Origin of the sequence: Vogesella sp. LIG4 (genome assembly GCF_900090205.1) — a bacterium.
Taxonomy (GTDB): domain Bacteria; phylum Pseudomonadota; class Gammaproteobacteria; order Burkholderiales; family Chromobacteriaceae; genus Vogesella.
On record NZ_LT607802.1, the window covers coordinates 2,063,587 to 2,090,474 of the forward strand.

At 65.0% G+C, this 26,888-nt stretch carries 22 protein-coding genes and 1 pseudogene; 9 read left to right on the forward strand and 14 right to left on the reverse strand.

The genetic code is table 11. The features are described 5' to 3' along the window. Nucleotides 1–18: 18 nt before the first annotated feature. The 6 genes and pseudogenes from PSELUDRAFT_RS09770 to PSELUDRAFT_RS09790 all read right to left on the reverse strand — a co-directional run bounded on the left by PSELUDRAFT_RS09770 (nt 19) and on the right by PSELUDRAFT_RS09790 (nt 4,352). Complete coding sequence (locus PSELUDRAFT_RS09770; protein ID WP_088966661.1) at nt 19–273, reverse strand: DUF2282 domain-containing protein; 255 nt, start codon at nt 271–273, stop codon at nt 19–21. A gap of 580 nt (nt 274–853) precedes the next feature. After that, entirely contained in the window at nt 854–1,483 is a 630-nt protein-coding gene (queE, locus tag PSELUDRAFT_RS09775; RefSeq protein WP_088966662.1) for a 7-carboxy-7-deazaguanine synthase, read from the reverse strand. 13 nt (nt 1,484–1,496) lie between these two features. Next, the gene (locus tag PSELUDRAFT_RS20005) at nt 1,497–1,811 is read right to left on the reverse strand and encodes a 6-carboxytetrahydropterin synthase (RefSeq protein WP_304440666.1); all 315 of its coding nucleotides are present in this window, start codon (nt 1,809–1,811) and stop codon (nt 1,497–1,499) included. A gap of 60 nt (nt 1,812–1,871) precedes the next feature. Continuing rightward, nucleotides 1,872–2,225 (reverse strand): annotated as a pseudogene (locus PSELUDRAFT_RS20010) (6-pyruvoyl tetrahydropterin synthase family protein); the annotation flags it as partial. 290 nt (nt 2,226–2,515) lie between these two features. After that, on the reverse strand, nt 2,516–3,211 hold the full coding sequence (gene queC, locus PSELUDRAFT_RS09785; protein ID WP_088966664.1) for a 7-cyano-7-deazaguanine synthase QueC: 696 nt from the start codon (nt 3,209–3,211) through the stop codon (nt 2,516–2,518). Between the two features lie 229 nt (nt 3,212–3,440). Further along, entirely contained in the window at nt 3,441–4,352 is a 912-nt protein-coding gene (locus tag PSELUDRAFT_RS09790; RefSeq protein WP_157725074.1) for a diacylglycerol kinase family protein, read from the reverse strand. A 142-nt stretch (nt 4,353–4,494) separates the two neighbouring features. On the opposite strand from PSELUDRAFT_RS09790, the gene PSELUDRAFT_RS09795 reads away from it, so the two are divergent. Together PSELUDRAFT_RS09795 and PSELUDRAFT_RS09800 are read left to right on the forward strand one after the other, a co-directional pair. Next, nucleotides 4,495–5,262, forward strand: coding sequence for a DeoR/GlpR family DNA-binding transcription regulator (locus tag PSELUDRAFT_RS09795; RefSeq protein WP_369800111.1), 768 nt, complete (start codon nt 4,495–4,497; stop codon nt 5,260–5,262). Continuing rightward, nucleotides 5,259–5,840: a uracil-DNA glycosylase family protein gene (locus PSELUDRAFT_RS09800; protein WP_088966667.1), complete on the forward strand. Its 582-nt coding sequence runs from the start codon at nt 5,259–5,261 to the stop codon at nt 5,838–5,840. The genes PSELUDRAFT_RS09795 and PSELUDRAFT_RS09800 overlap by 4 nt, the downstream gene beginning before the upstream one ends. On the opposite strand, the gene glpD is transcribed toward PSELUDRAFT_RS09800, so the two are convergent. From glpD to glpK, 3 genes are all read right to left on the reverse strand, one after another. Next, complete coding sequence (gene glpD, locus PSELUDRAFT_RS09805; protein ID WP_197693956.1) at nt 5,837–7,357, reverse strand: glycerol-3-phosphate dehydrogenase; 1,521 nt, start codon at nt 7,355–7,357, stop codon at nt 5,837–5,839. The two genes, PSELUDRAFT_RS09800 and glpD, sit on opposite strands and share 4 nt — an antisense overlap. A 173-nt stretch (nt 7,358–7,530) precedes the next feature. Then, nucleotides 7,531–8,235 carry an MIP/aquaporin family protein gene (locus tag PSELUDRAFT_RS09810; RefSeq protein WP_088966669.1) on the reverse strand — a complete coding sequence of 235 codons (705 nt, stop codon included), beginning with the start codon at nt 8,233–8,235 and terminating at the stop codon, nt 7,531–7,533. 109 nt (nt 8,236–8,344) lie between these two features. Beyond that, nucleotides 8,345–9,847 carry a glycerol kinase GlpK gene (gene glpK / locus PSELUDRAFT_RS09815; RefSeq protein WP_088966670.1) on the reverse strand — a complete coding sequence of 501 codons (1,503 nt, stop codon included), beginning with the start codon at nt 9,845–9,847 and terminating at the stop codon, nt 8,345–8,347. A 546-nt stretch (nt 9,848–10,393) separates the two neighbouring features. Here glpK and PSELUDRAFT_RS09820 point away from each other — a divergent pair. Both PSELUDRAFT_RS09820 and PSELUDRAFT_RS09825 read left to right on the forward strand, forming a co-directional pair. Further along, nucleotides 10,394–16,063: an EAL domain-containing protein gene (locus tag PSELUDRAFT_RS09820; RefSeq protein WP_157725075.1), complete on the forward strand. Its 5,670-nt coding sequence runs from the start codon at nt 10,394–10,396 to the stop codon at nt 16,061–16,063. Nucleotides 16,064–16,130: 67 nt separating this feature from the next. Beyond that, entirely contained in the window at nt 16,131–17,273 is a 1,143-nt protein-coding gene (locus tag PSELUDRAFT_RS09825; RefSeq protein WP_088966672.1) for a two-component system response regulator, read from the forward strand. A gap of 183 nt (nt 17,274–17,456) precedes the next feature. On the opposite strand, the gene PSELUDRAFT_RS09830 is transcribed toward PSELUDRAFT_RS09825, so the two are convergent. Next, entirely contained in the window at nt 17,457–18,152 is a 696-nt protein-coding gene (locus PSELUDRAFT_RS09830) for a type 1 glutamine amidotransferase domain-containing protein (protein ID WP_088966673.1), read from the reverse strand. A gap of 289 nt (nt 18,153–18,441) precedes the next feature. Here PSELUDRAFT_RS09830 and PSELUDRAFT_RS09835 point away from each other — a divergent pair, with 289 nt between their 5' ends. Beyond that, nucleotides 18,442–19,515: a YncE family protein gene (locus PSELUDRAFT_RS09835; RefSeq protein ID WP_157725076.1), complete on the forward strand. Its 1,074-nt coding sequence runs from the start codon at nt 18,442–18,444 to the stop codon at nt 19,513–19,515. A 311-nt stretch (nt 19,516–19,826) separates the two neighbouring features. On the opposite strand, the gene nemA is transcribed toward PSELUDRAFT_RS09835, so the two are convergent. From nemA to PSELUDRAFT_RS09855, 4 genes are all read right to left on the reverse strand, one after another. Further along, nucleotides 19,827–20,927: an N-ethylmaleimide reductase gene (gene nemA, locus PSELUDRAFT_RS09840; RefSeq protein ID WP_088966675.1), complete on the reverse strand. Its 1,101-nt coding sequence runs from the start codon at nt 20,925–20,927 to the stop codon at nt 19,827–19,829. A 90-nt stretch (nt 20,928–21,017) separates the two neighbouring features. Beyond that, nucleotides 21,018–21,623, reverse strand: a complete 606-nt coding sequence (locus tag PSELUDRAFT_RS09845; RefSeq protein WP_088966676.1) for a TetR/AcrR family transcriptional regulator — start codon at nt 21,621–21,623, stop codon at nt 21,018–21,020. A gap of 495 nt (nt 21,624–22,118) precedes the next feature. Beyond that, nucleotides 22,119–22,862 (reverse strand): CbtA family protein, encoded by a 744-nt coding sequence (locus tag PSELUDRAFT_RS09850; protein WP_088966677.1) that lies wholly within the window; start codon nt 22,860–22,862, stop codon nt 22,119–22,121. Between the two features lie 12 nt (nt 22,863–22,874). Further along, complete coding sequence (locus PSELUDRAFT_RS09855) at nt 22,875–23,087, reverse strand: CbtB domain-containing protein (RefSeq protein ID WP_088966678.1); 213 nt, start codon at nt 23,085–23,087, stop codon at nt 22,875–22,877. A gap of 220 nt (nt 23,088–23,307) precedes the next feature. On the opposite strand from PSELUDRAFT_RS09855, the gene PSELUDRAFT_RS09860 reads away from it, so the two are divergent. The 4 genes from PSELUDRAFT_RS09860 to PSELUDRAFT_RS09875 all read left to right on the forward strand — a co-directional run bounded on the left by PSELUDRAFT_RS09860 (nt 23,308) and on the right by PSELUDRAFT_RS09875 (nt 26,515). Beyond that, nucleotides 23,308–23,907 carry a histidine phosphatase family protein gene (locus tag PSELUDRAFT_RS09860; protein ID WP_088966679.1) on the forward strand — a complete coding sequence of 200 codons (600 nt, stop codon included), beginning with the start codon at nt 23,308–23,310 and terminating at the stop codon, nt 23,905–23,907. Nucleotides 23,908–24,051: 144 nt separating this feature from the next. Beyond that, nucleotides 24,052–24,321 carry a metal-sensing transcriptional repressor gene (locus tag PSELUDRAFT_RS09865; RefSeq protein WP_088966680.1) on the forward strand — a complete coding sequence of 90 codons (270 nt, stop codon included), beginning with the start codon at nt 24,052–24,054 and terminating at the stop codon, nt 24,319–24,321. A 63-nt stretch (nt 24,322–24,384) separates the two neighbouring features. Continuing rightward, a complete protein-coding gene (locus PSELUDRAFT_RS09870) occupies nt 24,385–25,434 on the forward strand; it encodes a DMT family transporter (RefSeq protein WP_088966681.1) in 1,050 nt (349 codons plus the stop codon). Between the two features lie 349 nt (nt 25,435–25,783). After that, nucleotides 25,784–26,515, forward strand: coding sequence for an ABC transporter substrate-binding protein (locus PSELUDRAFT_RS09875; RefSeq protein WP_088966682.1), 732 nt, complete (start codon nt 25,784–25,786; stop codon nt 26,513–26,515). The last annotated feature ends 373 nt before the right edge of the window (nt 26,516–26,888 follow it).

Here is a 26,888-nt window from a genome sequence, read left to right on the forward strand (position 1 = left end):
CGGCGGTGAGGCGGGGGCTTACTGTTGCATCATGTCCAGTTTGCCGCCCATCTGGCTGCAGCTGCCCTTGGCCACGTATTTCCAGTCCATCGGGTCTTTGTCCACCTTGGCCTGGCCGGCGCAGCTGTGGCCGGAGGCGGCGCAGTCGTTGTGGCCGGCGGTGGCCACGCCAAAGCATTTTTCCTTCTCGGCGGCGGTGGCCGGGGCGGCTACGCTCATGGCTACCATGGCGGTGAGGGCGGATGCGATCAGGGTGCGGGTAGTTGCGGACATGATGAATCTCCTGTGTAGGTGAGGTTGGCAAACGCGGTAAATATCGCGTTCCGGGCTTTAGTCGCGGTACAGGGCGGGAGATTACAGCAAGTCGCAAAATTTTTTTGCGGGGGCAGGGGGAGGTGCCTAAGCCCAGCTTGTAGGTTGGGCCCCGCGCAGCGAAGCCCGACGTTTACCGCGTTATTGCCTTGGCTATGCCTGGTCTTGTATCCGCTGCGCGGATGATGTTTGAAGTCGCCGGTTCCGCCCGGCGAGCAGGCTAAGGGGGCCACCGCGGCCCCCTTAGCGATCCCCGGCTCCCCGGGGCTGCTCGAAACCCCGTGCAAAAAGGCACGCCCCAGGCGCCGCCGAACTCGTCCCTCGCTAACGGCTCGGGACTCAGACAGATCGGCGTCTTAAAACCTGGGGCGCACCATTTTGCCCGGCTCGCGCCAACGGGTTTGGGGCACGTCGCTATGGTTCTGCGGGTTGGCAAGTTGGCAGCCTGCGTACAGGTGGGTAAAGGCAGTAGCTGCATTTACGCTGTTGGCAAATAACAAGGCCGCCCGGAGGGCGGCCTTGTGCTGGCGCAGAGACAAACTCAGCGGATGTTTACCACCTTGTGGGTCTGCACCGACAGCCGCCACTCGGGGTGCGCCATGCACCAGGCAATCGCCTCGCGGGTGTTCTGGCGTTGCAGCGGGCTGTCCATCGGCTGCAGGTAGCGGTGCTCGAAATCGAGATCGGCCGGCAGTTCCGACGGCAGCAGCGTGGGCTGCGGGTAGACCAGCTTCAGCTCGTTGCCGCTGCGCTGCACCCAGTCGGCGCCGGCCTTGGGGCTGACGCAGATCCAGTCGATGCCGGCCGGGGCCGGCAGGCTGCCGTTGGTTTCCACCGCCACTTCGAAGCCCACCGCATGCATGGCATCCACCAGCGCCGCATCCAGCTGCAGCAGCGGCTCGCCACCGGTGAACACCACGTAGGGTTGGCCGCCGGCGCCCTGCCATTCGGCAGCGATGCGTGCGGCCAACTCTGCCGCGGTGGGGAACTTGCCGCCGTCCTCTCCGGTGCCGACAAAGTCGGTATCGCAGAACTGGCAGATGGCCTTGCTGCGGTCTTCCTCGCGGCCGGACCACAGGTTGCAGCCGCTGAAGCGGCAGAACACCGCCGCGCGGCCGGCCTGGCGGCCTTCGCCCTGCAGGGTGTAGAAGATTTCCTTCACGGTATACATGGCCAGCGCTCCCTTAATGGCCAAACAGCAGCGGCCAGCGCATGTCGCCGTGCCAGGTCAGCGAGGCGCCGTGCTGCGGCGTGCTCATCAGGTCGATGCGCGCCAGCTCCGGCACGCGGCCCTTGAGCTGGCCGTGTACCCATTCGGCGACGCTGGCGGCGTCGTGGCCCTGGATGTCCGGCAGCTTGTCCAGCGGGTTGTGGTCCAGCTGGCGGTAGATGGGCTTGAAGCGCTCTTTCACGTCGCCGAAGTCCAGCACCCAGCCCATCACCTGGTCGAGTTTGCCCTGCAGCATCAGGCGGATCAGGTAGCTGTGGCCGGTGTACATGCCTTCGTCGTTGAACGGCACCGCGCTTTCAAAGTGCTGCTCCTTCCAGATGCGGAAGTTCTGGCCATCGAACTGGCTGCCGGCGGTATGCGTCTCGCGCACTTCCACCCAGGCAAGGCCGGCCAGTGCCGGCTGCAGCTCGTGGTACAGCCAGGCGGCCAGCACTTCGCTGGTGGGGTTGCCAAGGCCGGGGATGTCGTTCAGGTAGCGGTGGTTCAGCCGCGCGAACAGCGGCGGCCAGGCCTTGAGCAGGATGTCGTTCACGCCGGCCTTGTCGGCGGCGGCAACGATGCGCACGCCAAAGCCGTGGCCGTGCAGGCGGCCGCACTTGTGGCCGGGCGGCACGTGCGGCAGGTGGTGCGCGGCTTCGAAGCGGGTATCCAGGTAGACGTAGGCATCGCCGTTTTCACCCAGCAGCACGCCGCGATCCGGCGCGCTGGCCAGGTGCAGGTCCACCGGCAGGCTGCATTGCGCCGCCAGGTGCTGCGCCAGCGCCAGGTCGCTGCAGTGTTCCAGCTTGTGGTTGAGGTGGCTGTAGTCGAGCGCGGCGGCGGCGCGCTGCAGTTCGGCGGCCAGGGTGAGCTGGCCGGGTACGGCATTGGCGCGCGCCAGCACGCGGAAGCTGTGGCCGTGCTCGCCGACGCCGGGCAGGGTGCGCGCGGCCTCGAAACCGGCCGCGGCCAGCTGGTTGTGGCTGTTCATGCTCAGGCTCCCTGGCTGCGCAGCAGCAGCGGGTCGATCACGCCGGCTTCGTCGAAGCCCTTGGCGCGCAGCTCGCAGGAGGCGCAGTGGCCGCACGGCGGCACTTCGCCGTTGTAGCAGGTGTGGCTCCAGGCCAGCGCTTCCATGGCGCCTACCTGCTGCGCCAGGTGCACGGTTTCTGCCTTGCTCATGAACATCAGCGGGGTGTGCAGGGTGACGCGGCTGTCCATGCCCAGGCGCAGCGTCAGCTCCAGCGCCTTCAGCGTGTTCTCGCGGCAGTCGGGGTAGCCGGAGTAGTCGGTCTGCGCCACGCCGGTCACCACGTGCTCGATGCCGCGGGTGTAGGCAAAGGCGGCGGCAAAGCTGAGGAATACCAGGTTGCGGCCCGGCACGAAGGTGTTGGGCAGCGCGGCATCGCCGTCGTCGCGAGCCCCGGCTTCCGGGGTGATGGCGTCGTCGGTGAGCGCATTGCCGCCGATGGCGGCGAAGGTGTCGATGGGCAGCACGGTCTGGCGCACGCCGGCCATGGCGGCCACCTTGCGTGCGGCGTCCAGCTCCACGCGGTGGCGCTGGCCGTAGTCGAAGGTAACGGCTTCTACGTTGGCCGCACCGAATTCGCGCAGCGCCCAGTACAGGCAGGTAGTGGAGTCCTGGCCGCCAGAGAGCACGACCAGGGCTTTACGGGTGTTGTTTGGCATGATTCCGTCGAAATACAGTCGAGTGGAAAAGGTGCGCGCACGGGATCGGTCTCACCCGGCGCGGCGAACCGGGTATTTTACCGCACTATAGCCTTGAGTTGACGGGGTTTTTTGCGCTGCGGCCATGGTCGTTGCGTAGGGCGGAAGCCCCGCAGGGGCGTTCCGCCACCATGCGGCCAACCTTGCACAGTAAGGGCGGAACGCCCTGCGGGCTTCCGCCCTACTGTATTTACCAGCCCGCCAGGCAGTTCAGCGCCGCCGGCACGATGTCGAAGCGCACCGGCGTGCTGCCGTACAGCTCGCCATCCAGCTCCAGCGCGCATTCCGCCGCCACGCCTTCCACCGTCAGCGAGCGGCCGCGCAGGTAGCTGATGCGCGCGTCGTCCAGCCGCCGGGCGCGGCGCAGCTGCGGCAGCAGGTGCATGAAGTCCAGGCTGCTGGCATTGCGGATCAGCACCACGTCCAGCAGGCCGTCGTCGCAGCGTGCCTCCGGCGCAATGCCGAGCCCGCTGCCGAAATAGCGGCCGTTGGCAGCGGAGACGCAGGTGAATTCGCCGCTGATTTCCTCGCCGTCCAGCAGCAGGCGCATCGGCTGCGGCTGCCATGCCAGCAGCGCCGCGCACACCGCGCTGTAGAACGCCACGCTGGCCGGCAGCCGCGGGCTCATGCGCTTGACCCGGCGCACGATGTCGCTGCTGATGCCGATGGAGCCGATGTTGTTGCACCAGCTCACGCTGCCGTCGGCATGGCTGACGCGTATCAGGTCCAGCGCGCGGATGTGGCCGGCGGCGATCAGCGCCAGCAGGTGCTGCAGGCTGTCGCCGGTATCCAGGCTGCGGGCGAAGTCGTTGCCGGTGCCGGTGGGCAGTACACCCAGCACGGTGTTGCGGCGCAGCTCCGGCGGGGCGCTCATCAGCCCGTTCACCACTTCGTGCACGGTGCCGTCGCCGCCGACGGCGATCACCCAGCGCGCGCCGGACAGCGCCGCCTCGCGGGCGAAGCGGGTGGCGCTGTCAGCGGAGCTGGTGAGCAGCACGTCGATGTCGAAGCTGCCGCGCAGCGGCGCCAGCTGCGATTCGGCCAGGCCACGGGGGTTGTGGCGGCCGTGCACGATGAAAACGATGCGGGGAAGCGGCGTCATGTCGGTGGCGGGTGATGGCAATGCTGCCATTATCGATATCTGGCGTGGCGCGGCAATACTGTCTGCATGGCGGGCGCTTGCGGCCAACCTCGGCGGCTCGGTTACAATGCCCCATCATCACTTTTGCCGCGGCTGCCGCATGCTGATCCTCAATCAACGCCAGAAAGACCTGCTTGCCTGGGTAAAACGCGAGGGCTACGTGTCGGTGGACCGGCTGGCCGCGCAATTCCAGGTCACCACCCAGACCATACGTCGCGACATCACCCTGCTGGCGGAAAACCGCCTGCTGCAGCGCTACCACGGCGGCGCCAGCGTGCTCTCCAGCGTGGAGAACGTGGCCTACGACGCGCGCCAGGTGCTGATGGCGGACGAAAAACGCCGCATTGCCCAGGCGCTGGCGGCGGAGATTCCCGACAACGCCTCGCTGTTCATCAACCTGGGCACCACCACCGAGGAAGTGGCGCGCGCGCTGGCGCAGCACCGCGGCCTGCGGGTGATCACCAACAACTTCCACATCGCCAACCTGATGTGCGACTACCCGGACTGCGAAGTGCTGGTGGCCGGCGGCAGCCTGCGCAAGCGCGACCGCGGCCTCACCGGCGAAGCCACGGTGCAGTTCATCCGCCAGTTCAAGGTGGACTACGGCATCATCGGCATTTCCAGCATCGAGGCGGACGGCACGCTGCGCGATTTCGACTACCGCGAGGTGCTCACCAGCCAGGCCATCATGCAGCAGTCGCGCCAGGTGTGGCTGGTGGCCGACCACTCCAAGTTCGACCGCCCGGCTATGGTGGAGCTGGGGCATCTGTCGCAGGTGGATGCGCTGTTTACCGACCGTCCGCTCGGCGCCGACATGCAGGAAGTGCTGGCGCGCTCCGGTACCCGGCTGGTGGTGGCGGGGTCGCCATGAGTGACTACCGGCAGCTGCTGGCCGATGTCCGCGGCTGCCGGCTGTGTGCGGCCAACCTTCCGCTGGGGCCGCGGCCCTTGCTGCAGCTGGCGCCGTCGGCGCGCATCCTGATTGCCGGCCAGGCACCGGGGCGCAAGGCGCATGAAAGCGGCGTGCCGTTCGACGACGCCAGCGGCGAGCGCCTGCGGCAGTGGCTGGGTGTGGATCGCGCCTGTTTCTACGATGCAGAACGCATTGCCATTCTGCCTATGGGGCTGTGCTACCCCGGCAGCGGCAAGTCCGGCGACCTGCCGCCGCGGCCGGAATGCGCGCCGGCCTGGCGTGATGCGCTGCTGGCGCAACTGCCGCAATTGCAGCTGACGCTGGTGTTGGGGCAGTACGCGCTGGCCTGGCATCTGCCGCAGTACGCCACGGTAAGCGAGGCGGTAGCCGACTGGCAGGCCACGTTGCCGCGCGGCGTGCTGGCCTTGCCGCATCCCAGCCCGCGCAACCAGCGCTGGCTGGCGCAGCACCCGTGGTTTGCCACCGAGGTGCTGCCGGCATTGCAGGCGCGGATAGCGGCCCTGCTGCCGGGCTAACCGGCGCGCAGCAGCAGCTTGTCGCTGCCCTGGCGGGCGCGGTATTCGGCCAGCCAGGCCTCCACCGCCGCATCGGCACCGGCCGGCAGATGCAGGCGCAGCTTGCTGCGCCGCCACAGGATGTCATCGGCGCTGTGCGCCCATTCCTTTTCCACCAGGTAGTGCAGCTCGGCTTCGTACAGGCCGGGCTGGATCTCGCGCCCCAGCGCCGCCAGGCTGCTGGCGTCGCCCAGCAGCGCATGCACGCGGCTGCCGTAGGCGCGCGCCAGTCGTGCGGCCAACGTTGCCGGCAGCCACGGCTTGGCTTGCTGCAGTTTGGCCAGGAAGGCGTCGAAGTTCGCGTCCGGCAGATCGCCGCCGGGCAGGGCGCTGCCGGCGGTCCAGCCGGGGCGGTTGTTGCCCAGCAGCGGCGCCAGCTGGTCCATTACCTGTTCCGCCAGTTTGCGGTAGGTGGTGATCTTGCCGCCGAACACCGACAGCAGCGGCGCGCCGTCGGTATCCAGCTCCAGCGCGTAGTCGCGGGTAACGCCGCTGGCGCTGCTGTGTTCGTCGTCCAGCAGCGGGCGCACGCCGGAGTAGGTGGCCACCACGTCGGCCGGGCTGATCTGGCGTTCGAAGTAGCGGTTGCTCATCGCGCACAGGTAGGCGATCTCGTCGCCGTCTATCGCCACCTGGTTGGCATCGCCGTGGAAGTCCACGTCGGTGGTGCCGATCAGGGTGAAATCCTGCTCGTAGGGAATGGCGAAGATGATGCGCTGATCCGGGTTCTGGAAGATGTAGGCATACGGGTGGTCGAACAGCTTTTTCACGATGATGTGGCTGCCCTTCACCAGGCGGATGGCCTTGCTGGCCGGGGCGTGGATCACGCCGCCCAGCAGCTGCTGCACCCATGGCCCGGCGGCGTTCACCACCGCGCGGGCGCTCACTTCGCGCTGGCCGTGTTCGTCCTGCAGCGTGCAGAGCCACTGCTCGCCGCTGCGCCGTGCCGCCACGCAGGCGGTGCGGGTGCGGATGCTGGCGCCGTGCTCGGCGGCGTCCATGGCGTTCAGCACCACCAGCCGTGCATCGTTCACCCAGCCGTCGGAGTAGACAAAGCCCTGCTGGTAGCGGCCCTGCAGCGGGGCGCCGGCCGGGTGGCGGTCGAAGCGGATGCGCTGGCTGCCGGCCAGGCGCTTGCGGCGGGCCAGGTGGTCGTACAGGAACAGCCCGCAGCGGATCAGCCAGGCCGGGCGCTGTTCGGCGTCGTGCGGCATCACGAAGCGCAGCGGCCACATGATGTGCGGCGCGGCATCCAGCAGCAGTTCGCGTTCCTGCAGCGCTTTGCGCACCAGGCCGAATTCGTAATATTCCAGGTAGCGCAGGCCGCCGTGGATCAGCTTGGTGCTGGCGGAGGAGGTGTGTGCGGCCAGGTCGTCCTTTTCGCACAACAGCACTTTCAGGCCGCGGCCGGCGGCGTCCCGGGCAATGCCGGCGCCATTGATGCCGCCACCGATCACGAGCAGGTCAAAACTTTCCACGATGCAGTCCTTTGCAGACCGGCGCTGCGGCGCCGGTGTTCATCTTGATGATAGAAGATACGAAAATGGAAACGTAAAAACAACATAAAACGAAAATAAATGTTCGATATATGTTGTATTGAGGCGAAAAAAACGGGCGCACCAGGCGCCCGCAAGGGAGAGCAACAAGCAAATCAGGCAATGCCGTGTGCCACCGCGGCCAGGCTGGCGCCCAGCAGGGAGCCGATCACCGGCACCCAGGCATAGCCCCAGTCGCTGTCGCGCTTGCCGCGAATCGGCAACAGCGCGTGCATGATGCGCGGCGCCAGGTCGCGCGCCGGGCTCATGGCATAGCCGGTGGTACCGCCCAGCGACACGCCGATGCCCAGCACCAGCAGCGCTACCGGCAGCGCGTCCATGGCGCCCAGCGATACCTTGGGCGCCACCATGCTGAGAATGGCGTACACCAGCACGAAGGTGGCCAGCACCTCGGACAGCAGGTTGGCCGGCAGGCTGCGGATGGCCGGGCCGGTGCAGAAGGTGGCCAGTTTGTTGTCGGCGCATTCGGTGCTGTCGAAGTGGTCGCGGTAGATCAGCCACACCAGCAGCGCGCCGGCCATGCCGCCGGCCATCTGCGCGGCAACGTAGCCGGGCACGTCGGCCCAGGCGAACTTGCCGGCCACCGCCAGCGCCACGGTGACGGCCGGGTTGATGTGCGCGCCGCTGATGGCGGCCACGCTGAACACGCCGACGAACACCGCCATCGCCCAGCCGAAGGCCACCACGATCAGGCCGCTGTTATGGCCCTTGGTGCCCTTGAGCAGCACGTTGGCCACTACGCCGTTGCCCAGCAGCACCAAGAGTGCGGTACCGATGAATTCTCCAAACAATGCATGCATATCTATCTCCTAGGCCCCGCCCGCCTTGCGGCCAACCTTGCGGGCTGGCAATGCGCTGCCCGCGCCGGCGTGTGGCCACGACGGCGGGGCGGGGCAGTCAGTCAGGGGGTCAGGCCTTGTCGTTGGCCCAGTTGATGGCGGAGCGGGTGGCGCGCTGCCAGCCGGCTACGTAGCGCTGCACCGTCTCCTGCGGCAAGGCCGGCTCGAAGCGGGTGTCGAGCTGCCACTGGCCCTGGATGTCGTCGGTGCCCTGCCAGTAGCCCACGGCGAGGCCGGCGAGGTAGGCCGCACCCAGCGCGGTGGTCTCGGTGATCTTCGGCCGCGCCACATTGGTGCCCAGGATGTCGCTCTGGAACTGCATCAGCACGTTGTTGACGCTGGCGCCGCCGTCCACGCGCAGCTCGGCGATGGTGATGCCGGCATCGGCCTGCATTGCGCCCAGCACGTCCATGGTCTGGAAGGCGATGCTGTCCAGCGCCGCGCGGGCGATGTGCGCCGCGCCGGTGCCCTGGGTCATGCCCACCAGCGTGCCGCGCGCATTGGCGTTCCAGTGCGGCGCGCCCAGGCCGGCGAAGGCCGGTACCAGGTAGACGCCGTCGCTGTCCGCCACCTGGGCGGCCAGCGGGCCCACGTCGCTGGACTGCTTGATGATGCCCAGGCCGTCGCGCAGCCATTTCACCACCGAGCCGCCGATGAAGATGCTGCCTTCCAGCGCGTACTGCACCTTGCCGTCCAGCTGCCAGGCAATGGTGGTCAGCAGCTGGTTGTGCGAGGCGATCGGCGTGTCGCCGGTGTTCATCATCATGAAGCAGCCGGTGCCGTAGGTGTTCTTCACCATGCCGGGGCGGGTGCACTGCTGGCCGAACAGCGCGGCCTGCTGGTCACCGGCCACGCCGGCAATGGGCACCGCCACGCCCAGGTGGGCGGCGTGGGTGTGGCCGTACACCTCGCTGGAGCTTTTCACCGCCGGCAGCATGCTGGCCGGAATGCCGAAGATGTCCAGCAGCGCCGCATCCCACTGCAGGGTGTGGATGTTGTACAGCATGGTGCGCGAGGCGTTGGATACGTCGGTCACGTGCACCTGGCCGTGGGTGAGTTGCCAGATCAGCCAGCTGTCGATGGTACCGAAGGCGAGCTTGCCGGCCTCGGCACGGGCGCGGGCGCCGGGCACGTTTTCCAGGATCCAGCGCACCTTGGTGGCGGAGAAGTAGGCGTCCACCAGCAGGCCGGTCTTGTCGCGGATGCTGTCGGCCAGGCCGCGGGCGCGAATCTCGTCGCAGAACGCCGCGGTGCGGCGGTCCTGCCACACGATGGCGTTGTACACCGGCAGGCCGGTTTCACGGTCCCACACCACGGTGGTTTCGCGCTGGTTGGTAATGCCGATGGCAGCGACCTGGCTGCCCGGAATGCCGGCGCGCGCCAGCGCCTCGGCGGCGACGCCCACCTGGCCGGCCCAGATTTCCAGCGGGTCGTGCTCCACCCAGCCGGCCTGCGGATAGATCTGGCGGAATTCCTTCTGCGCAGCGGAAACGATATTGCCACCACGGTCGAACAGGATGGCGCGCGAACTGGTAGTGCCCTGGTCGAATGCCAGGATGTACTGGTCTTGCATTGAAAAGTCTCCTTGGGCTTAAGAGCCTGTTCAAAACCTTTTCGCGGCCCCGAAGGGCTGGCCGGCAAACAGTCTGCTGCGGTGTTGGCCGGCCTGGCCCTGGAATCACCAGGACCGGCATCGTCCGCCGGGTATGGCCCGGCGCACTAGCGAAAAGACTTTGAACAGGCCCTATGGCCATGTCTTTGGTTGTGATTGTTTTATGTTTGTTTTCAGGTTTATTTTTGTTTTTATTTTGTTGTTTTTATTTTCGTTGTGATTCTATGCGGCCAACGCGGGCTGTCAATGACCGGTAACAGGAAAAAGTGAAAATCCGTTATCCGGTAGTCATGAGTGTGGTGTAGTCGTATGACTACCTGCCGGCCAGAAAACCCCTGTGTGGCCAGCTTGCCAGGTGCCCGCATTATGGCGCTGGTCTATCGAAAGAATTTCTCCTAGAGTGGAGGAACATGCCAGTTGCGTAGGTGGATGACCGACAGACGATGGCCCGCGCGCACGGCATGTTGCCGTTTGCCCCCCATTCCATGCCGAGGACGGATCCCCCGCATGAGTAAAGTCAGGCCAAGCCCGTTGTCTATCGATACCGCGCTGGATGCCCTGCCGCTGCCGGCCTTCCGTGCCGGGGAGCCGGGCAGGTTGATGCATGCCAACGCGGCCTGCTGCGCACTGCTGGCGCTGTCGGCTGCCGAAGCCGCCGGCGAGGGCTGGCTGTGCCGCATCGCCGCTGGCGAGCGCCCGCTGCTGTTGGCCGCATGGCAGCAGGCGCAGGCCAATGGCGAGCCGCTGGTCTACCAGTGCCGGCTGCAGCTGCCGGGCGGCAGCCAGGAAGTGCTGCTGCAGGTGCAGGATGGCGTGGCCAGCCTGCAGGCCGGCGTGGTGCCGGCCGCGCCGCGCGGCGAAGCATTGGGCGCCAGCCTGCCTTATATGGTGTATCGCTGCCGCGGCGATGCGGCGCGCACCCTGGAATACTGCAGCGGAGGCTGCCAGGCCATTACCGGGCTGCCGGTCGCCACCATGCTGGGGCGGCCGGAATACGGCCTGACGGCGCTGCTGCATGCCGAAGACGCCGCCACCGTGCAGCAGCAATACCACCAGCAGCTGGCCAACCGCCTGCCGTGCCACCTGGAGTACCGGCTGGTGGCGGCGGATGGCAGCGTGAAATGGGTGGAGGACGCCTGCCATGGCGTGTACGACGCCGCCGGGCAGCTGGTCTACGTGCAGGGCTTTCTGTCCGATATCAGCCACCACCACGCTGGCAAGGCAGTGCGCCAGCCGGCGCTGCAGGAAGCCTACGACAACGCGCCGGAACTGCTGCTGTCGCTCGACCCCTACAGCGGCCTGGTGCTCAACTGCAACCGCACCCTGCTGGACGTGCTGGGCTACCAGCGGGAAAACCTGGTCGGCCACCCCGTTTTCGAATTCCATACCCCGGCCAGCAGCCGGCAACTGGAGCGGCAGGTGCTACCGGCACTGCTGCTCGGCGAGGACGTGCGTGGCGTGCCGCTGGAAGTGCTGGCCAGCGACGGCGACGCGCTGCCGGTGGTGCTGGATATCAGTGCGGTGCGCGATGCCGAGGGCCGCATCATCCGCGCCCGGGCGCAGTGGCACAGCCCGCAGGCGCTGCAGCGCCGCGTCAACGGCCTGGAGGCAGACCTGCGCCTGCATGCACAGATATTGGACAGCATGCTGGAGGGCGTGTGCCTGGTTGGCGCCGGCGGGCAGCACATTCTGTACGCCAACCCGCGGCTGCTGACCATGTACGGCTACCCGCAGGGCAGCATGAGCGGGCTGCCGCTGGCACGCCTGCTGTCGCCGGATGGACAGACGCTGCCGGCCTCGCTGCAGCCGGCACTGCAGGAGCAGGCGTACTGGCAGGCGGAATGGCAGTGCTACCGGCTGGACGGCAGCCGTTTCTGGACCCGCACCGGCATCTCGCTGTTCCGCCACCCGCGCGACGGCATGGTGTGGCTGGTGTCGCAGCAGGACATCTCCCACAGCCGCCAGGCGCAGCAGCAGCTGGCGTTGTCGTCTGCCGAGCTGCAGGCGGTGGCCAGCATCCAGGGCGACTACATCGAGAACCATGACGAGCAGCACACCTACGAAACCATCCTGGCGCAGCTGCTGCAGCTGACCGGCAGTGCCTACGGCCTGGTGGGCGAGGTGCTGCACGACGCCGACGGCGAGCCGTTCCTGCGCGTGCATGCGCTCACCGACATCAGCTGGGATGCCGCCTCGCGCGCCGCCTATGCCAGCCGGCGCATCAACGGGCTGGAATTCCGCCGCCAGGATACCCTGCTGGGGCACACGCTGCGCACCTGCCAGCCGCTGATCACCCACCACCCGGCCGGGGACGAGCGCTCAGGCGGCCAGCCGGCAGGTCACCCGGCGCTGGACAATTTCATGGCGCTGCCGGTGATGCACGGCGAGGAAATGGTGGGCCTGGTGGGCGTGGCCAACCGTGCCGGCGGCTACGACGAAGCCCTGCTGGCGCTGCTGCAGCCGCTGCTGGTGACCTATGGCCAGGTCATCAGCGCCACCCGCAGCCGCAACGAATACCGCCAGGCCAGCGAGGCGCTGCGGCAGGCCGAGGAGCGCTGGAAGTTCGCCATCGAGGGCGCCGGCCACGGCGTGTGGGACTGGAGCGTGGCCACCCGCCAGGTGGTGGGCTCGGCCCTGCTGGCGCGCATGCTGGGTTACGAGGAACAGGAGCTTTCCTGCGACGAGAACGACTGGCGCATGCGCGTGCACCCGGATGATCGCCAGCAGGTGGAGGACAGCCTGCAGCCGCCGCTGAACGGGCCGGACAATACCTTCATTGCCGAGCACCGCGTGCTGTGCAAGGACGGTAGCTATATATGGGTGCTGGGGCGCGGCATGGTGATAGGCCGCGACCGCGACGGCCACCCGCTGCGCATGATCGGCACCTTCACCGACATCAGCCACAGCAAGGCCACCGAGCTGGCGCTGAAAGCCAACCAGCTGCGGCTGTCCACCATGATCGATACCGCGATGGACGGCATCATCACCACCGATGCCAGGCTCGATATCGTGGTGTTCAACCCGGCGGCGGAGCGCATGTTCGGCGTGTCTGCGGCCAACATGATAGGCCAGCCGCTGGACTGCCTGCTGCCGACGGGCAGGGCAGAGCGGCACCGCGAGCTGATGCTGGGCTTTGCCGACGAGGCGAAACTCAGCGGCGGCATGACCAGTCGCAGCGCCCGCCCGTTGCTGGGGCGGCGCGCCGATGGCAGCCAGTTCCCGGTGGAAGTGTCGATTTCCTATGCCGACAACGGCGGCGAGCCGATCTACACCGCCATGGTGCGCGACATTACCGAGCGCAAGGCGGCGGAAGAGGAACTGCTGCAGCTGGCCACCACGCTGGAATACCGCGTGCAGGAACGCACCAGCGAGCTGCAGGCCGCCCGCGAAGTGGCGGAAAGCGCCAACCGCGCCAAGAGCAGCTTCCTTGCCAATATGAGCCACGAGATCCGCACCCCGCTCAACAACGTGCTGGGCATGGCGCACCTGGCGCAGCAGACGGCGCTGGACGACAAGCAGCGCGACTACCTGAACAAGATCGCCATTTCCGGCCAGCATCTGCTGGCGCTGATCAACGATATCCTGGATTTTTCCAAGATCGAAGCCGGCAAGCTGGAGCTGGACGAAACCGATTTCGACCTGCGCACCGTGCTGGACGAACTGCGCGACGTGGTGGCGCAAAAGGCCGCGGAAAAACGGCTGCAGCTGGACATCCAGCTGGAGCCGCAGGTACCGCGCTACCTGCATGGCGACGTGCTGCGGCTGCGCCAGGTGCTGCTGAACCTGCTGAGCAATGCCATCAAGTTCACCGAGCAGGGCATGGTGCGCCTGCTGGTAGTGTCGCAGCCGGACGACGGCATCCGCTTCAGTGTGCGCGATAGCGGCATCGGCATGAGTGCGGACGTGCAGACGCGGCTGTTCCAGAGCTTCGAGCAGGCCGACAGCTCCACCTCGCGCAAATACGGCGGCACCGGGCTGGGGCTGGCCATCAGCTACCAGCTGGTACAGCTGATGGGCGGCAGCCTGCAGGTGGCCAGCCAGCAGGGGCAGGGCAGCGAATTCAGCTTCGAACTGCACCTGCCGGTGGTGCGGCATGCGCCGCCACCGGCAGCGGTGGCGCGCCCGGTGGCCGACTACCGCCGTCAGCTGGGTGGCAAGCGCGTGCTGCTGGCGGACGATCACCCGTTCAACCAGCAGGTGGCGACGGAACTGCTGCAGGCGGTGGGCATGCAGGTGAGCGTTGCCGGCGACGGCCTGCAGGCGCTGCAGCTGGCGGCTCGGCAGACTTTCGACGTGGTGCTGATGGACATGCAGATGCCGGAGCTGGACGGCGTGGAAGCCACCCGCCAGCTGCGGCGCGAGCCGGCCTTCGACCAGGTGCCCATCATCGCCATGACCGCCAACGTCAGCACCGAGGACAGACAGCGTTGCCTGCATGCCGGCATGAACGACTTTATCGGCAAGCCGGTGCAGCCCGACAAGCTGTACCACACCCTGGCCTACTGGCTGAACGACAGCCTGGCGCAGCAGCCGCCCGAGCCCGCTGCCGCCGAACCTGCGGCTACAGTAGCCGCCGCGCCGCTGCTGGACTGCCAGGTGCTGCACACCATGCTGGGCGATGACGCGGACAAGCAGCGCCACTACTGCGACAAGTTCGCGCAGTGGCTGCGCGAAGGGTTGGCCGCATTGCAGCTGGCAGTGACGCAGCTGGACAGCGATGCCGTGGCGCGCGAAAGCCACCGCCTGAAATCGGTGGCGCGCACCGTGGGGGCGATGGCACTGGGCGAGGCGCTGGCCGAGCTGGAAAAATGGCCGCAGCAGCGTGGCACCAGCGAGCTGCCGCGCGGGCTGGAGGCGGTACGGCAATGCTTTGCCGCCACCTGCGCCGAGCTGCAGCAGCGCCAGCTGCTGACCGCCGACCCGGCGGCGGCCACGGCGACGGAAGCCGCCGATACCGCTGCCGGCGAGGGCATGCGGCTGATGCTCGTCGATGACGACGCCTTTACCCTGGACTACCTGCAACAGCAGCTGCTGGAGCTGCCCGTTGGCCAGGTGGTGGCCTGCAACAGCGCCCAGGCCGCGCTGGCGCGGCTGGACGGCCATGCGCCGCCGGACTGGCTGGTCTGCGACCTGCAGATGCCGGACATGGACGGCATCGCCTTCCTGCGCCTGCTGGGTGAACTGCACTACCCGGGGCGGGTGGTGATCCTGTCCGGCATGGACAGCCACGTACTGAAAGCCACCGAGCGGCTGGCGCGCTCCTTCGGCCTGGATTTCCAGGGGGCGCTGGCCAAGCCGGTAAGCCGCGACGCGCTGCGCACCCTGCTGGCGCAGCAGGCCGGCGGGCGCACCGTGCGGCCAAGCCGCAGCATGAGCGAGCCGCAGCTGGACGAGGCCGAACTGCGCCGCGGCCTGCAGCACGGGGCGATCGAACTGTACTACCAGCCCAAGGTGGATACCGCCAGCTGGCAGGTGCATGGCGCCGAATGCCTGGCGCGCTGGCACCACCCGCAACTGGGCTTGCTGGGGCCGGGGCTGTTCGTGCCGATGATGGAATCGCTGGGGCTGATCGACGAAATGACCTTCATCGTGCTGCAGCTGGCCATGCAGCAGCAGCAGCGCTGGCAACAGCAGGGGCTGGACCTGCAGCTGGCGGTGAATGTGTCGATGGACAACCTGTCGCGGCTGGAGCTGCCGGAACAGTTTGCCGAACTGGCGCAGCAGCATGGCGTGGCGCCGGGCGACATCATGCTGGAAATCACCGAAACCCGGCTGGGGCGCGACCACGTGATGTGCCTGGACATCCTCACCCGGCTGCGCATCAAGGGCTTCGGCCTGTCCATCGACGATTTCGGCACCGGCTTTTCCACCATGGAACACCTGATGCGCACACCGTTCACCGAGCTGAAAATAGACCGCGCCTTCGTTACCGGCGCCAGCCGCGACCCGTGGGCGCGCACCATCCTGGAAGAAAGCGTCAGCCTGGGGCGGCGTTTCGCGCTGAAGCTGGTGGCAGAAGGGGTGGAAACCCAGGAAGACCTGGACCTGGTGGTGGCCGCAGGCTGCCAGGCGGTGCAGGGTTATTTCATCGCCAGGCCGATGGCGGCCGGCGATTTTGTCGTCTGGCTGCAGCAGTGGCAGCAGCGGCATGAGCGGCTGCTGACCAGCGACCGTTAGTACAGCGCACAGGCATGCCGGCACACACCAGGGCCGGTGACCGACTACCGACAGGGGAAAAAGCACGATGAGCGACGACGATAGGGCAGCACTGCTGGTGGTGGACGACGACCGCTTCATGCAGGATTTCATTGCCGACAGCCTGGGCGGGCTGTACGCGGTGCGCTGCGCCGGCAGTGGCGCGGAAGCGCTGGAACTGGCGCGACAGCAGCCGCCGGCGCTGATGCTGGTGGACGTGCAGATGCCGGACATGGACGGCTATGCGCTGTGCCGCGAGGTGAAGGACGACTGGGACATCAGCGACACGCCGGTGCTGTTCCTGTCGGCGCTGGACGGCATCGAAGACCGCCTGCGCGGCTTCGAGGTGGGCGGCGAGGACTTCGTCACCAAGCCGGTGAACCCGCGCATCCTGCAGGCCAAGGTCGCCCGCGTGCTGGCGCTGCAGCAGGAGCGGCATCAGCTAAAGTCGCAGGCGCAGTACGCTACCACCACCGCCATGACCGCGATGACCAGCATGAGCGAAACCGGCCTGCTGCTGGAGGTGATGAAGCGCTTCAACCAGTGCGGCGAGGCGCGCGAGCTGGCGCAGGCGCTGCAGGAATCGCTGGCGCTGTTCGGCGTGGATGGCCCGGTGGAACTGCTGCTGGCCGACGGCGACAACATTGCGCTCAACAGTCGCGGCCCGGCCAGCGAACTGGAAATCTCGGTGTTGCAGCACATGGCCGCTATGGACCGCATCACCCAGTACAAGAGCCGGCTGTCGATCAGCTACCCGCATGCACGGCTGGTGGTGGTGAACCTGCCGCTGGACGACCCGGACCGCTGCGGCCGCCTGCGCGACCACCTGGCCATGCTGCTGGAGGCGGCCGAGGCGCGACTGGCGGCGATCAGCAGCGCCCGGCTGGCCAGCAGCCGCGGCGACGCCATCAGCGGCACCATCGAAACGCTTACCCAGGTGCTGTCCGACATCGACCACAAGCAGCGCCAGGGCCGGGCCGATGCACTGACCGTGCTCAACGGCGTGCTGATGCGGCTGGAGCAATCGCTGGTGGGGCTGGCACTGACCGAGCGGCAGGAGGAGGCGCTGCTGGCACTGGTGCGTGAAGGGCTGGAGGACGTCTACGGCAGCCAGCAGGCCGAGGCCGGCTACCAGGACCAGCTCAGCGCCGCGGTGAACGGCCTGCAGCTGGCCATCCACGGCGGGCGCTAGGGTTGTGCAGCAGGGCGGATGCCCCGACGGGGCGATCCGCCCTGCAGATGTGACGTTGGCCGCAAGCCGGCGGATCACCCTTTGGGCATCCGCCCTGGCATATGTGGTTGCCAGGGTGGCTTGAACCGGAGGTGCATACCCGCGCGGCCATGGCCTTGCGGCCAACCCGCCCTGCCTGTCGGGCTACAGATGGCGGGCAGGCTGCAGCCGCGCGAGCAGCGCCCGCGCCACGCCCTCCGATGATGCCGGGTTCTGGCCGGTGATCAGCAGGCCGTCTTCCACCACGTGCTCCGCCCAGTCCGGCCCTTTCTGGTAAAGCGCGCCCTTGGCCTTCAGGCCGTCCTCCACCAGCAGCGGCACCACCTCGCTCAGGCCCACCGCGGCTTCCTCGCTGTTGCTGAAGCCGGTGACATGCTTGCCGGCCACCAGCGGCGTGCCATCCGCGGTCAGCGAGCGCACCAGCACTGCCGGTGCATGGCACACCGCCGCCAGCGGCTTGCCGGCGTTGATGGTGGCGGCGATCAGCGCCAGCGAATAGGCATCGTTGGCCAGGTCCCACAGCGGGCCGTGGCCGCCGGGGTAGAACACGGCATCGAAATCCCGGGCGTTGACGCCGGCCAGCGGCAGCGTCTGCGTGAGCTTGGCCTGCAGCGCGGCATCGTTATCAAAGCGCCGGGTGGCCGGGGTGGCGAAATCCGGGTCGGCGCTTTTCGGGTCGATGGGCGGATGCCCGCCCTTGGGCGAGGCCAGGGTGATCTGCACGCCGGCATCGGCCAGCAGGTAGTAGGGGGCGGCGAATTCTTCCACCCAGAAACCGGTCTTGTGGCCGGTGTTGCCCAGCGTGTCGTGGCTGGTGAGCACGAACAGCACATGCTTCATGGTGTCTCCCCCTGTGTTCTGGCGTGGCAGCTTGCGGCCAACCCCGGCTGGCCTGTAACAGCAGCATAGTGCAGGCGGGGCAAGCCTGTCGGGCTCCTGTTGCCGCGCCAGCGGGATGCGGCTGCCGGATTGCGCCGGCTCCTGTCAGGCCCCGGATTGGCGGCAGGTTCGCCCGCGGCTGGCGGTGGGAAATCCCCAATAGCGACGCTGCGGCTGTCGGTTTCAGACTGCTCTGACCATGTACCGGCAAGGTACTGGCAACGACGATGAAAACTGGAGGAGATTCAGGATGGAGAGCAAGAAGACGCTGTGGAAACTCGCAGGGCTGGTAGCGATGTGTGCCGCTCTAAGCCCGGCAGCCATGGCCGGGGAGGGCAACGGCTATTACCAGTTGCAGTCAACGCTGAAACTCAGCGCGGCGCAACCGAGCTGGGACTATCTGACTTTTGATGCCAGCCGGCAGTACCTGTTCATCAACCGCCACGAAGATGGTGTCAGCGTTGTAGACGTCAAGCGCATGGAAGTGGTGAAACCGAAGATCGCCGGCACCGAGCATGCCGGCGACACTGCTCTGGCGAGTGCGGAAGGCCTGGGTTTCACCAGCAATGAGGATGGCTCCACCACCCTGTTCAAGCTGTCTGACCTTTCCCTGGTCAAACGTATCAAGTTTGGCAGCAATGCGGACGGCAATGCGTATGACCCGGTCACTCACCGCGTCGCCTTCATGATGGGCGACGATGCTACGGTGCTGATCCTGAACGCCCGCGATGGCAGCGAGCTGGGACGCGTCAAGGTGGATGGGGAAAAGCTTGAACGCCCGGTAGCAGACGGCAAGGGCAATATCGTGTTTGCACTGCGCGACAAGAACCGTGTCATCCGCCTGGATATGGACAAGATGATGGTCAGGGACGAATGGCCGGTAGCCTGCGTCCAGTCCAACAGCGTGGCCATCGATAAAGGCAATGACCGTATTTTCGTCGGCTGCCGTGGCGAAAAGCCGGTGCTGCTGGTGCTGGACGGCAAGGATGGCCATCAAGTGGCGACGCTGCCGCTGGGGCGCGGGGTCGATGAGGTGATCTACGACGCGGAGGGCAAGCAGCTGTTCGCCAGCAACGGCGTCGAGAGCAATCTGGTGGTGTACCGGCAGAAGGATGCGGACAACTACGAGATGGCGCAGTCGGTGATGACACGTCCCAGTGCACGCACCATGGCGATGGACCCCAGAACCAAGAAAATCTATCTGGTAACGGCAGAAGGCGTGCAGGATCCCGGCAAGAAGGTGAATCGTGCACCATCCTTTTTCTACCCCAACTTTTTCCAGCCGGACAGCTTTGTGCTGCTGACCTACGGGGTGGGAAAATAAACCGTGGCGACACGCCGGCCTTTTGGCTGGCGAGGCCGTGTTCTTGAGAGTCAGTCCCGAAGCGGCCAGGTCAGGCCGCTTTTTTTATCAGGTGTGGCGCACACGCTGTTGATAGGCAATGGCAGCCGCTTGCTGTGGCGGCCGCGCCAGCGCGCCTGGCGAGTGGCGCTTCAGGCGGGGCCGCCCTGGTGCGCTACAAGGTTGGCCGCAAGCGTGGCACAAACAAAATGCCGCCCACGTGTCGTGAGCGGCATTCGTGCAGCGCGGTGACGGGCAGCCTGGCCGCATGCGGGCAGGCTTTGCGCCTAAGCTCAGTCGGCCAGCGCCGGGTAGTCGGTGTAGCCTTCGGCACCGCCGCCGTAGAAGCTTTCCGGGCGCGTCGGGTTCAGCTCGGCGCCGCGGGCGAAGCGGGCCGGCAGGTCCGGGTTGGCGATGAAGGGGCGGCCGAAGGCCACCGCGTCGATCAGCCCGGCGCCGATCAGCTGCTCCGCCTTGTCCACGCTGTAGCCGCCTGCCGCCACGATGGGGTGCGGGTAGGCGGCGCGCACGGCGCGGCGGAACTCGTCCGGCCATTTCGGGCCGCCGGCCCAGTCCGGCTCGGACAGGTGCAGGAAGGCGATGTTGCGCTTGGCGATCTCGCCGATCAGGTACAGCGCCATTTCCTGCTGGTCGGTCTCGGACAGGCCGTTGAACACGCCCAGCGGCGACAGGCGGATACCCACGTGGGCGGCATCCCATTCGGCGATCACCGCATCCAGCACTTCCAGCACGATGCGGGCGCGGTTTGCCACGCTGCCGCCGTACTGGTCGCTGCGCTGGTTGGCCGCAGGCGACAGGAACTGGTCCAGCAGGTAGCCGTGGGCGCCGTGGATTTCCACCAGGTCGAAGCCGGCGCGGCGCGCGTTGTCGGTGGCGCGGCGGTAGTCTTCGATCAGGTCTTCGATCTCGGCGGTTTCCAGTGCGCGCGGGGTGGAAGTGGGGGCGCGCACCAGCTGGCCGTTTTCGTCACGGATATTGGTGTTGCTGTCGGCCTTGATGGCAGACGGTGCCAGCGGCGCCTCGCCGCCCGGCTGCAGGCTGGTGTGCGAGATGCGGCCGGTGTGCCACAGCTGGATGGCGATCTTGCCGCCTTCGGCATGCACCGCGTCGGTTACCTCGCGCCAGGCGCGTACCTGCTCCTCGCTGTAGATGCCGGGAGCGCCGGCGTAGCCCTTGGCGGTGGGGGAGATGTGGGTGCCTTCGTTGATGATCAGGCCGGCACCGGCGCGCTGGCGGTAGTACTCGGTGGCAAGCTGGGTGGGTACGTCGCCCGGCTCGGTGTTGCGCAGGCGAGTCAGCGGTGCCATCAGCACGCGGTTGTTCAGGGTAATGGCGCCAAGGTGCAGCGGGGTAAGCAGTTTGTCGGCTTGCATGAGATGTCCTCTGGCTGGGTTGATTTGATTAGACCGGTCGTCTAGTAACATTGCCAAAAAAACCGTCTGCCATCGCAAACGGTGCCTGTTCTACGCTGCATTACAGGGCTGCAGCAGGCCCCGGGTATGAATCATCGCCGCCTGCAGGGGCTGCAGGCTGTGCTGGGTCTTGTACATCAGCGCCGCGCCCAGCCACAGGCTGTACAGCGCATAGGCGGTATCGTCCGGCGGCAGCTGCGGCTTGATGGAGCCATCGGCCTGGCCGGCGCGGATGCATGCGGCCAACCTTTGCACGATGGCCAGCATGCCGTCGTCCAGCGCCACGCGCATCGGCTCCGACAGGTCGGAAACCTCCGCCGCCAGCTTCACCGCCAGGCAGCTCTGCGCCTCGCAGCGCGCGTGGTTGTCCAGCCATTGCTGGAAGTAGCACAGCAGCCGCTCGCGGCCATTGCCCACGCTTGCATCGGTAAGCAGCCCGCCCACGCGTTCGCGGTAGCTGCTGAAGTAGCGCATCAGCATCGCCACCCCGAAGTCTTCCTTGGACTTGAAGTAGTGATAGAACGAGCCCTTGGGCACGCCGGCTTCCGACAACAGTTCGGTCAGCCCCAGCGCGGTAAAGCTGCGGCCGTGAATCAGCTCCTCGCCGGTGGCCAGGATGTGTTCGCGGGTGTCGGGTTGCTGTCGGTCTCGTGTCATGCTTGCAATGTATAACAATTAGACCGGTCGGTCTAGTGTTTTTTTACCTGCCGTGGCGGATCCATGCTGTTCCTGCCTATTAAAGTCGTAAACAGCATCAGACCCTTGTCTAGCATAGGTTTGGTCCGAGCTTCTTACGACGCGTTTGTATGAGCTGGGGCAGGTAGCTGCACTGAAGCCGAAGGTCGGCTTTCTGGCTTAAGAACACTCACTCTCGACCCGTTGCAGGCCTTCGCACCCGAGCAGCTTGAATAACAGTTAACAAAGTACTGTCGAACTGGTCATCGACAGGTCCTCGGCCTTAGCGGCCACTGGTCTGTACCCTGCACAACGTCAGCAACCTGGTAGCTAGCTGCCCGTGGCGATACGCGCTGTCTGAATGGCTGCTTTCCTCAGCAGCAGGGGGCGTCCCCCCGACCAAAACCGTCTTTCTGGAGGGGGGAAAAAGAAGAACCCCGCTAGCGGGGTTCTTTGGCGAAGGGGCAGACTCCGAACTCAGCTAATACGATAAGCGCTGTGCCGCTCTTCCAGCAGTCGTTCTACCAAGCTACCGAACAACACGCCCAGGCCGGTCCACAGTACTGCCTGGATACCAAACGAGGCCATCCGAAAGCGCCACAACAGCACGGCCGAGAACTGATCCGGAATCTCGTTCACCTCGGGTAATAGCCATTGAGCCAGCAGTACCAAGCCCAAGAACACCGCACTTGCGCTCAGCGTGGCGTTCCAGGTTCCAAAGCGTGCGGCGAGTTTTCGAGCGACAAACAACGCAATCGCCAGCGCTGCCAACGACAGGCCGATCATCGTGAAAAACAGCGCCGTACGTGAGCCGATGGTGCCAGGGTCGCCCACCGCCGGCGGATTGGGCGGGTACTTGAGGAAGGGGACGAGTACAAACGCGATGAAGCCGAACAGGGCCATCAGCATTGACGTAGCACGGGCATACAACGCGCCAATACGGCCATAAACAAAGGCGAATACCAGCGCAAACAGACCACCGACAGCGGTGCCAAATACCCCTACACCAATGAACAGGCCAATGCCGGACTGCACCTCGCGGCTGACTAGTTCTGGTGCGGCGTCATGCTCATGTGCGCCGCTTTTTGCCTGCTCCATTTGCATTTCAAAGGCAATTGCACGATCCACCTGCGGTTCACCGACGACCTTGGCAAAACCAAACGCCAACAGGCTCGCCAGAAAGCCCGCGATCATGCCGCGGATCAGAAGACTCCTTACCATGATGGCCCCGCTTTAGTGGCAAGGGAAGCCGAGCAAGTGACGCCCATCATGGGCAAACTCGTGCACATACATGTTGTTGAAGATGGCGGCAGCCCCTTCTTCAATACCAACGAAGTAGATGGCCAAAAGCATGAGCATGCTGCCGAAAATCGCCCATGGCAGCAGTTCGCGAACAGGGATGGATACCGGTTGAATGGTCGGTGTGATGGTGATGCTTGCGTGCATGATGTATCTCCTTGAGGATGACGCGTCCTGAAACGGATGAATGCTTCAATGTGAAGGTCTGACTTTTCAGCCTTATTCGTCGAAACGACGCATCAGGTTGATACACAGTGGCGCGACCGTGCCGGATTCTCACCAGCTTCTTCCCATCGAGGTGCTGTGCATTCTAGAGGGGCACACCGACATGTCAAAGAACTTTGGCGATTGAAAGAGTGGTAACAGAATGACGACGCGCATTACCTTGCTGTGCCTGCCGGCGACCTCGGCCCTGCGTGCCGGGCGGTTTCCGGCGGATGAGCCACTGGATCTCGAACAAGCCGAAAGCATTGCAGGCTTGGCCCATGTCTTCAGCCGCTCAGACCAGGTACTGTGCAGCCCGGCGCGCTGTGCTCAGCACACGGCCAGGGCATTGGGACTCGTGCCCACGATTGAGCCCGCTTTACGCGAAGTGAACTACGGGCGCTGGGCTGGGCTTTCACTCAAGGAGGTCGCTGTATCGGAGCCGCTTGAGATTGCCTCGTGGTTATCCGACCCGAAACTGGATTCACACGGCGGGGAGTCCTTAAACAGTGCAATCGAGCGGATCAGCCAATGGCTCGAGCACTATGGCTGGGCACCTGGACATACGCTGATCATCACCCACGCCAGTGTAATCAAAGCAGTCATCCTGCATGTGCTGCGAGCCCCCAACCAAGCCTATTGGCAACTCGATATTGCGCCGCTAACGCAAACCATCCTGTCGGTACATCAAGATAAATGGCGCTTGCAGTCGAGTGGTGCTCCTGTACCTGCCGGGCAGCCAACGCGTGCAATTCGGCCCTAGCAGTCTTGCGACAGGTTGATGCATTTGCCTGTGACCGGACTGGAGGCCGAAACAAGCCTGGTCACCTGTAGTACCAAAAACGCCTTCGCGGTCTGACCTCTGCTTTCTTGTTTTTTCCTATCCCCCTGGATAGGATATTAAGCCATGAGTACACATACCTCTCACCCCGACATCATCAAGCGGCTCAAGCGCGCCGATGGCCACCTCAAGAGCATCATTGCCATGCTCGAAGAAGGGCGTAGCTGCCTGGACATCGCCCAGCAGCTTCAGGCCGTCGAAAGTGCCGTCACCAATGCCAAGAAAATCCTGGTGCATGACCATATCGAGCACTGCCTGGAACATGCGGTGCGCGAGGGCCAGCAAAGCGCGGACGCTACCCTGCGCGAGTTCAAAGAGATCACCAAATACCTGTAGCGGGCGACCGTCCGGCGCGGCTACCCCATAACAGGGCAACTACCAGGCAAGTGAGAAATCGTCATGAATTGGAAAGAAGGACTACGCCAGACTGGCGTGCCGGCAGCGCTGGGCGCAGCGCTGTTATTCGGCGCAGGCACGCCGTTTGCCAAGCTGCTGCTGCACAACGTGAACCCATGGTTGCTGGCCGGGCTGCTCTATCTGGGCTCTGGCGTTGGCCTGACACTGTACCGTCGCCTGATGCGAGCAGCTGCCGTCCATTTGCCGCGTCATGAAGCCCCATGGTTTATCGGGGCCATCGTATCGGGCGGTGTCATCGGGCCGGTGTTACTCATGCTGGGTCTGACCGGGATGCCTGCTTCCGGGGCATCGCTGCTGCTCAATGCCGAGGGCGTGTTCACCGCGCTGCTGGCCTGGTTCGCCTTCAAGGAAAACTTCGACCACCGCATTGCGTTGGGGATGGTGGCCATTGTGGCCGGGGCTCTGATCCTGAGTTGGCCGGGAGAGGCGCGCTTCGCTGGCATGTGGCCGGCACTGGCGGTTGTTGGCGCGTGCTTCGCCTGGGGGATCGACAACAATCTGACGCGTAAAGTCTCCCTGACGGATGCAACCTGGATCGCCTCGGTAAAAGGGCTGGCGGCCGGCTCGGTCAATCTGGCCCTGGCGTTAATGTGGGGGGCTTCTCTGCCGCCGCTACCGAACCTCGGCGGGGCCATGCTCGTTGGCTTCCTTGCCTATGGTGTGAGCCTGGCGCTGTTCGTGGTCGCGCTGCGCCACCTCGGCACTGCCCGCACCGGGGCCTACTTCTCTGTCGCGCCGTTCTTCGGAGCACTGCTGGCGTTGGCCATGGGGGAGTCGATCACGCTGCCCTTGTTGCTTGCAGGTGGTTTGATGGCGCTCGGCATCTGGCTGCACCTCACCGAACGCCACGAACATGAACACACACACGAAGCGTTGGAACATGAGCACGAGCATGTGCATGATGAGCATCACCAACATGACCATGACTATCCGGTCGCACCAGGCACCAAGCACCGTCATCGGCATCGGCACGATGTGCTGACGCATGCCCACCCGCATTTCCCTGACTCTCATCACAGGCACAAACATTAAAACTGTAGCTGTCCGCTTCGAGGGCAAGAGCGGACGTTGCCTCGATGGAGGGAGTGTTTGCTTAGGGCCGAGTCCGGCCATTCGGGAAGTGGCAAGCGGTTTTTTCTGCCATCAACGGCTGAATAGAAGACGACTGGCACATCGCATCAGGGTCTGACCACTGCCCCAAGGTCTGCTGTGACCGACCTACCACCCCCTTGCAAACCCTCGGCCAAAGTGACTATTTGGGCCGGATACATTAATCGGCTGCTGTGCGGTGTTCACCAGCCATGGGGCAGTGGCTACGAGGCTAAGGCGAATCAGAACCAACTGCCTGTAGCAGGGTCCCTTCAATGGAGGAGGAAAGTGTATGGGGCACATACTTATCTTGTTGCTAGGGATGCTGCTCTCTATTCCTGCCTGGTCCGGAACAATCACGGCAGTTGCCGATCCGTACCCGCCTTTCGTAGATGCTACGCAGCCAAAGCAAGGGATTTCCTTGCAAATTGTCCGAGCTGCGTATGCCACTCAAGGCTACGACATCGAGATGCACTTCGTACCCTGGGCCCGCGCGATCAATGCCGTAAAAGATGGCGAATACGATATCTTGCCAAATGCATGGTGGACACAAGAGCGAACAGCGTTCTTGCTGTACAGCGCACCGTATCTCAAATCGGAAATCAAGTTCATCAAGCGTAAAGGTGATCCATTCGAGTACAGGGGTTTGGAAAGCCTGAACGGAAAGACGGTAGGTATCGTTCGGGGATATGGCTATGGCGATGCCTTTCTCAAGGCTACCAACTTCACCCGTCCCGAGGTCGCGACTGTCATGCAAAACATTAAGAAGCTGCTCCTCGGCAGAATTGACCTGACTCTGGAGGACGAGATTGTAGTTCGCTCGATCATTAAGCATGATGCCCCAGAGCTACAACAACTGATCGAATTTACGCAGAATCCCTTGTCCATTCAGGAGTTGCATGTCACTAGCGGCTTGAAGAACCCTCGGCACCAAGCCATCGTTGATGCGTTCAATAAGGGACTAGCTATCATCAAGGCGAATGGTACTTACGATAAAATTCTCATCGAAAACGATTTGGAATGATTGAATCGCCCCTCGTTTACTAGATACTCTTTTGGCCTCTGCCAACATATAAACAGTCATTTTTCATCTGGCATGCGAAGGATCGCCGTCCTGCGGGGATGAGGGGGATTTTTATCGTTGCTGCCTGGCAAGAAGTACGCCGAGCGTACAGTAAAGGCTCCCCACCACCTTGTTCTGCCACTTGGTAACGGCTGCATTGCGTTGCAGAAAGATACCTATGCGCCCGGCAACAGTGGCATATCGCCCGCGACAACGGCGGCATCATGCTTCAAAGCTGCCGTTTCCTGGTCATAACGGAGAACGACAGCTTGGGGTCGATACCTGGCGCAAGCCAAACGCATTCTACTCAGCCGAAGTACGCTGCCATGCTATT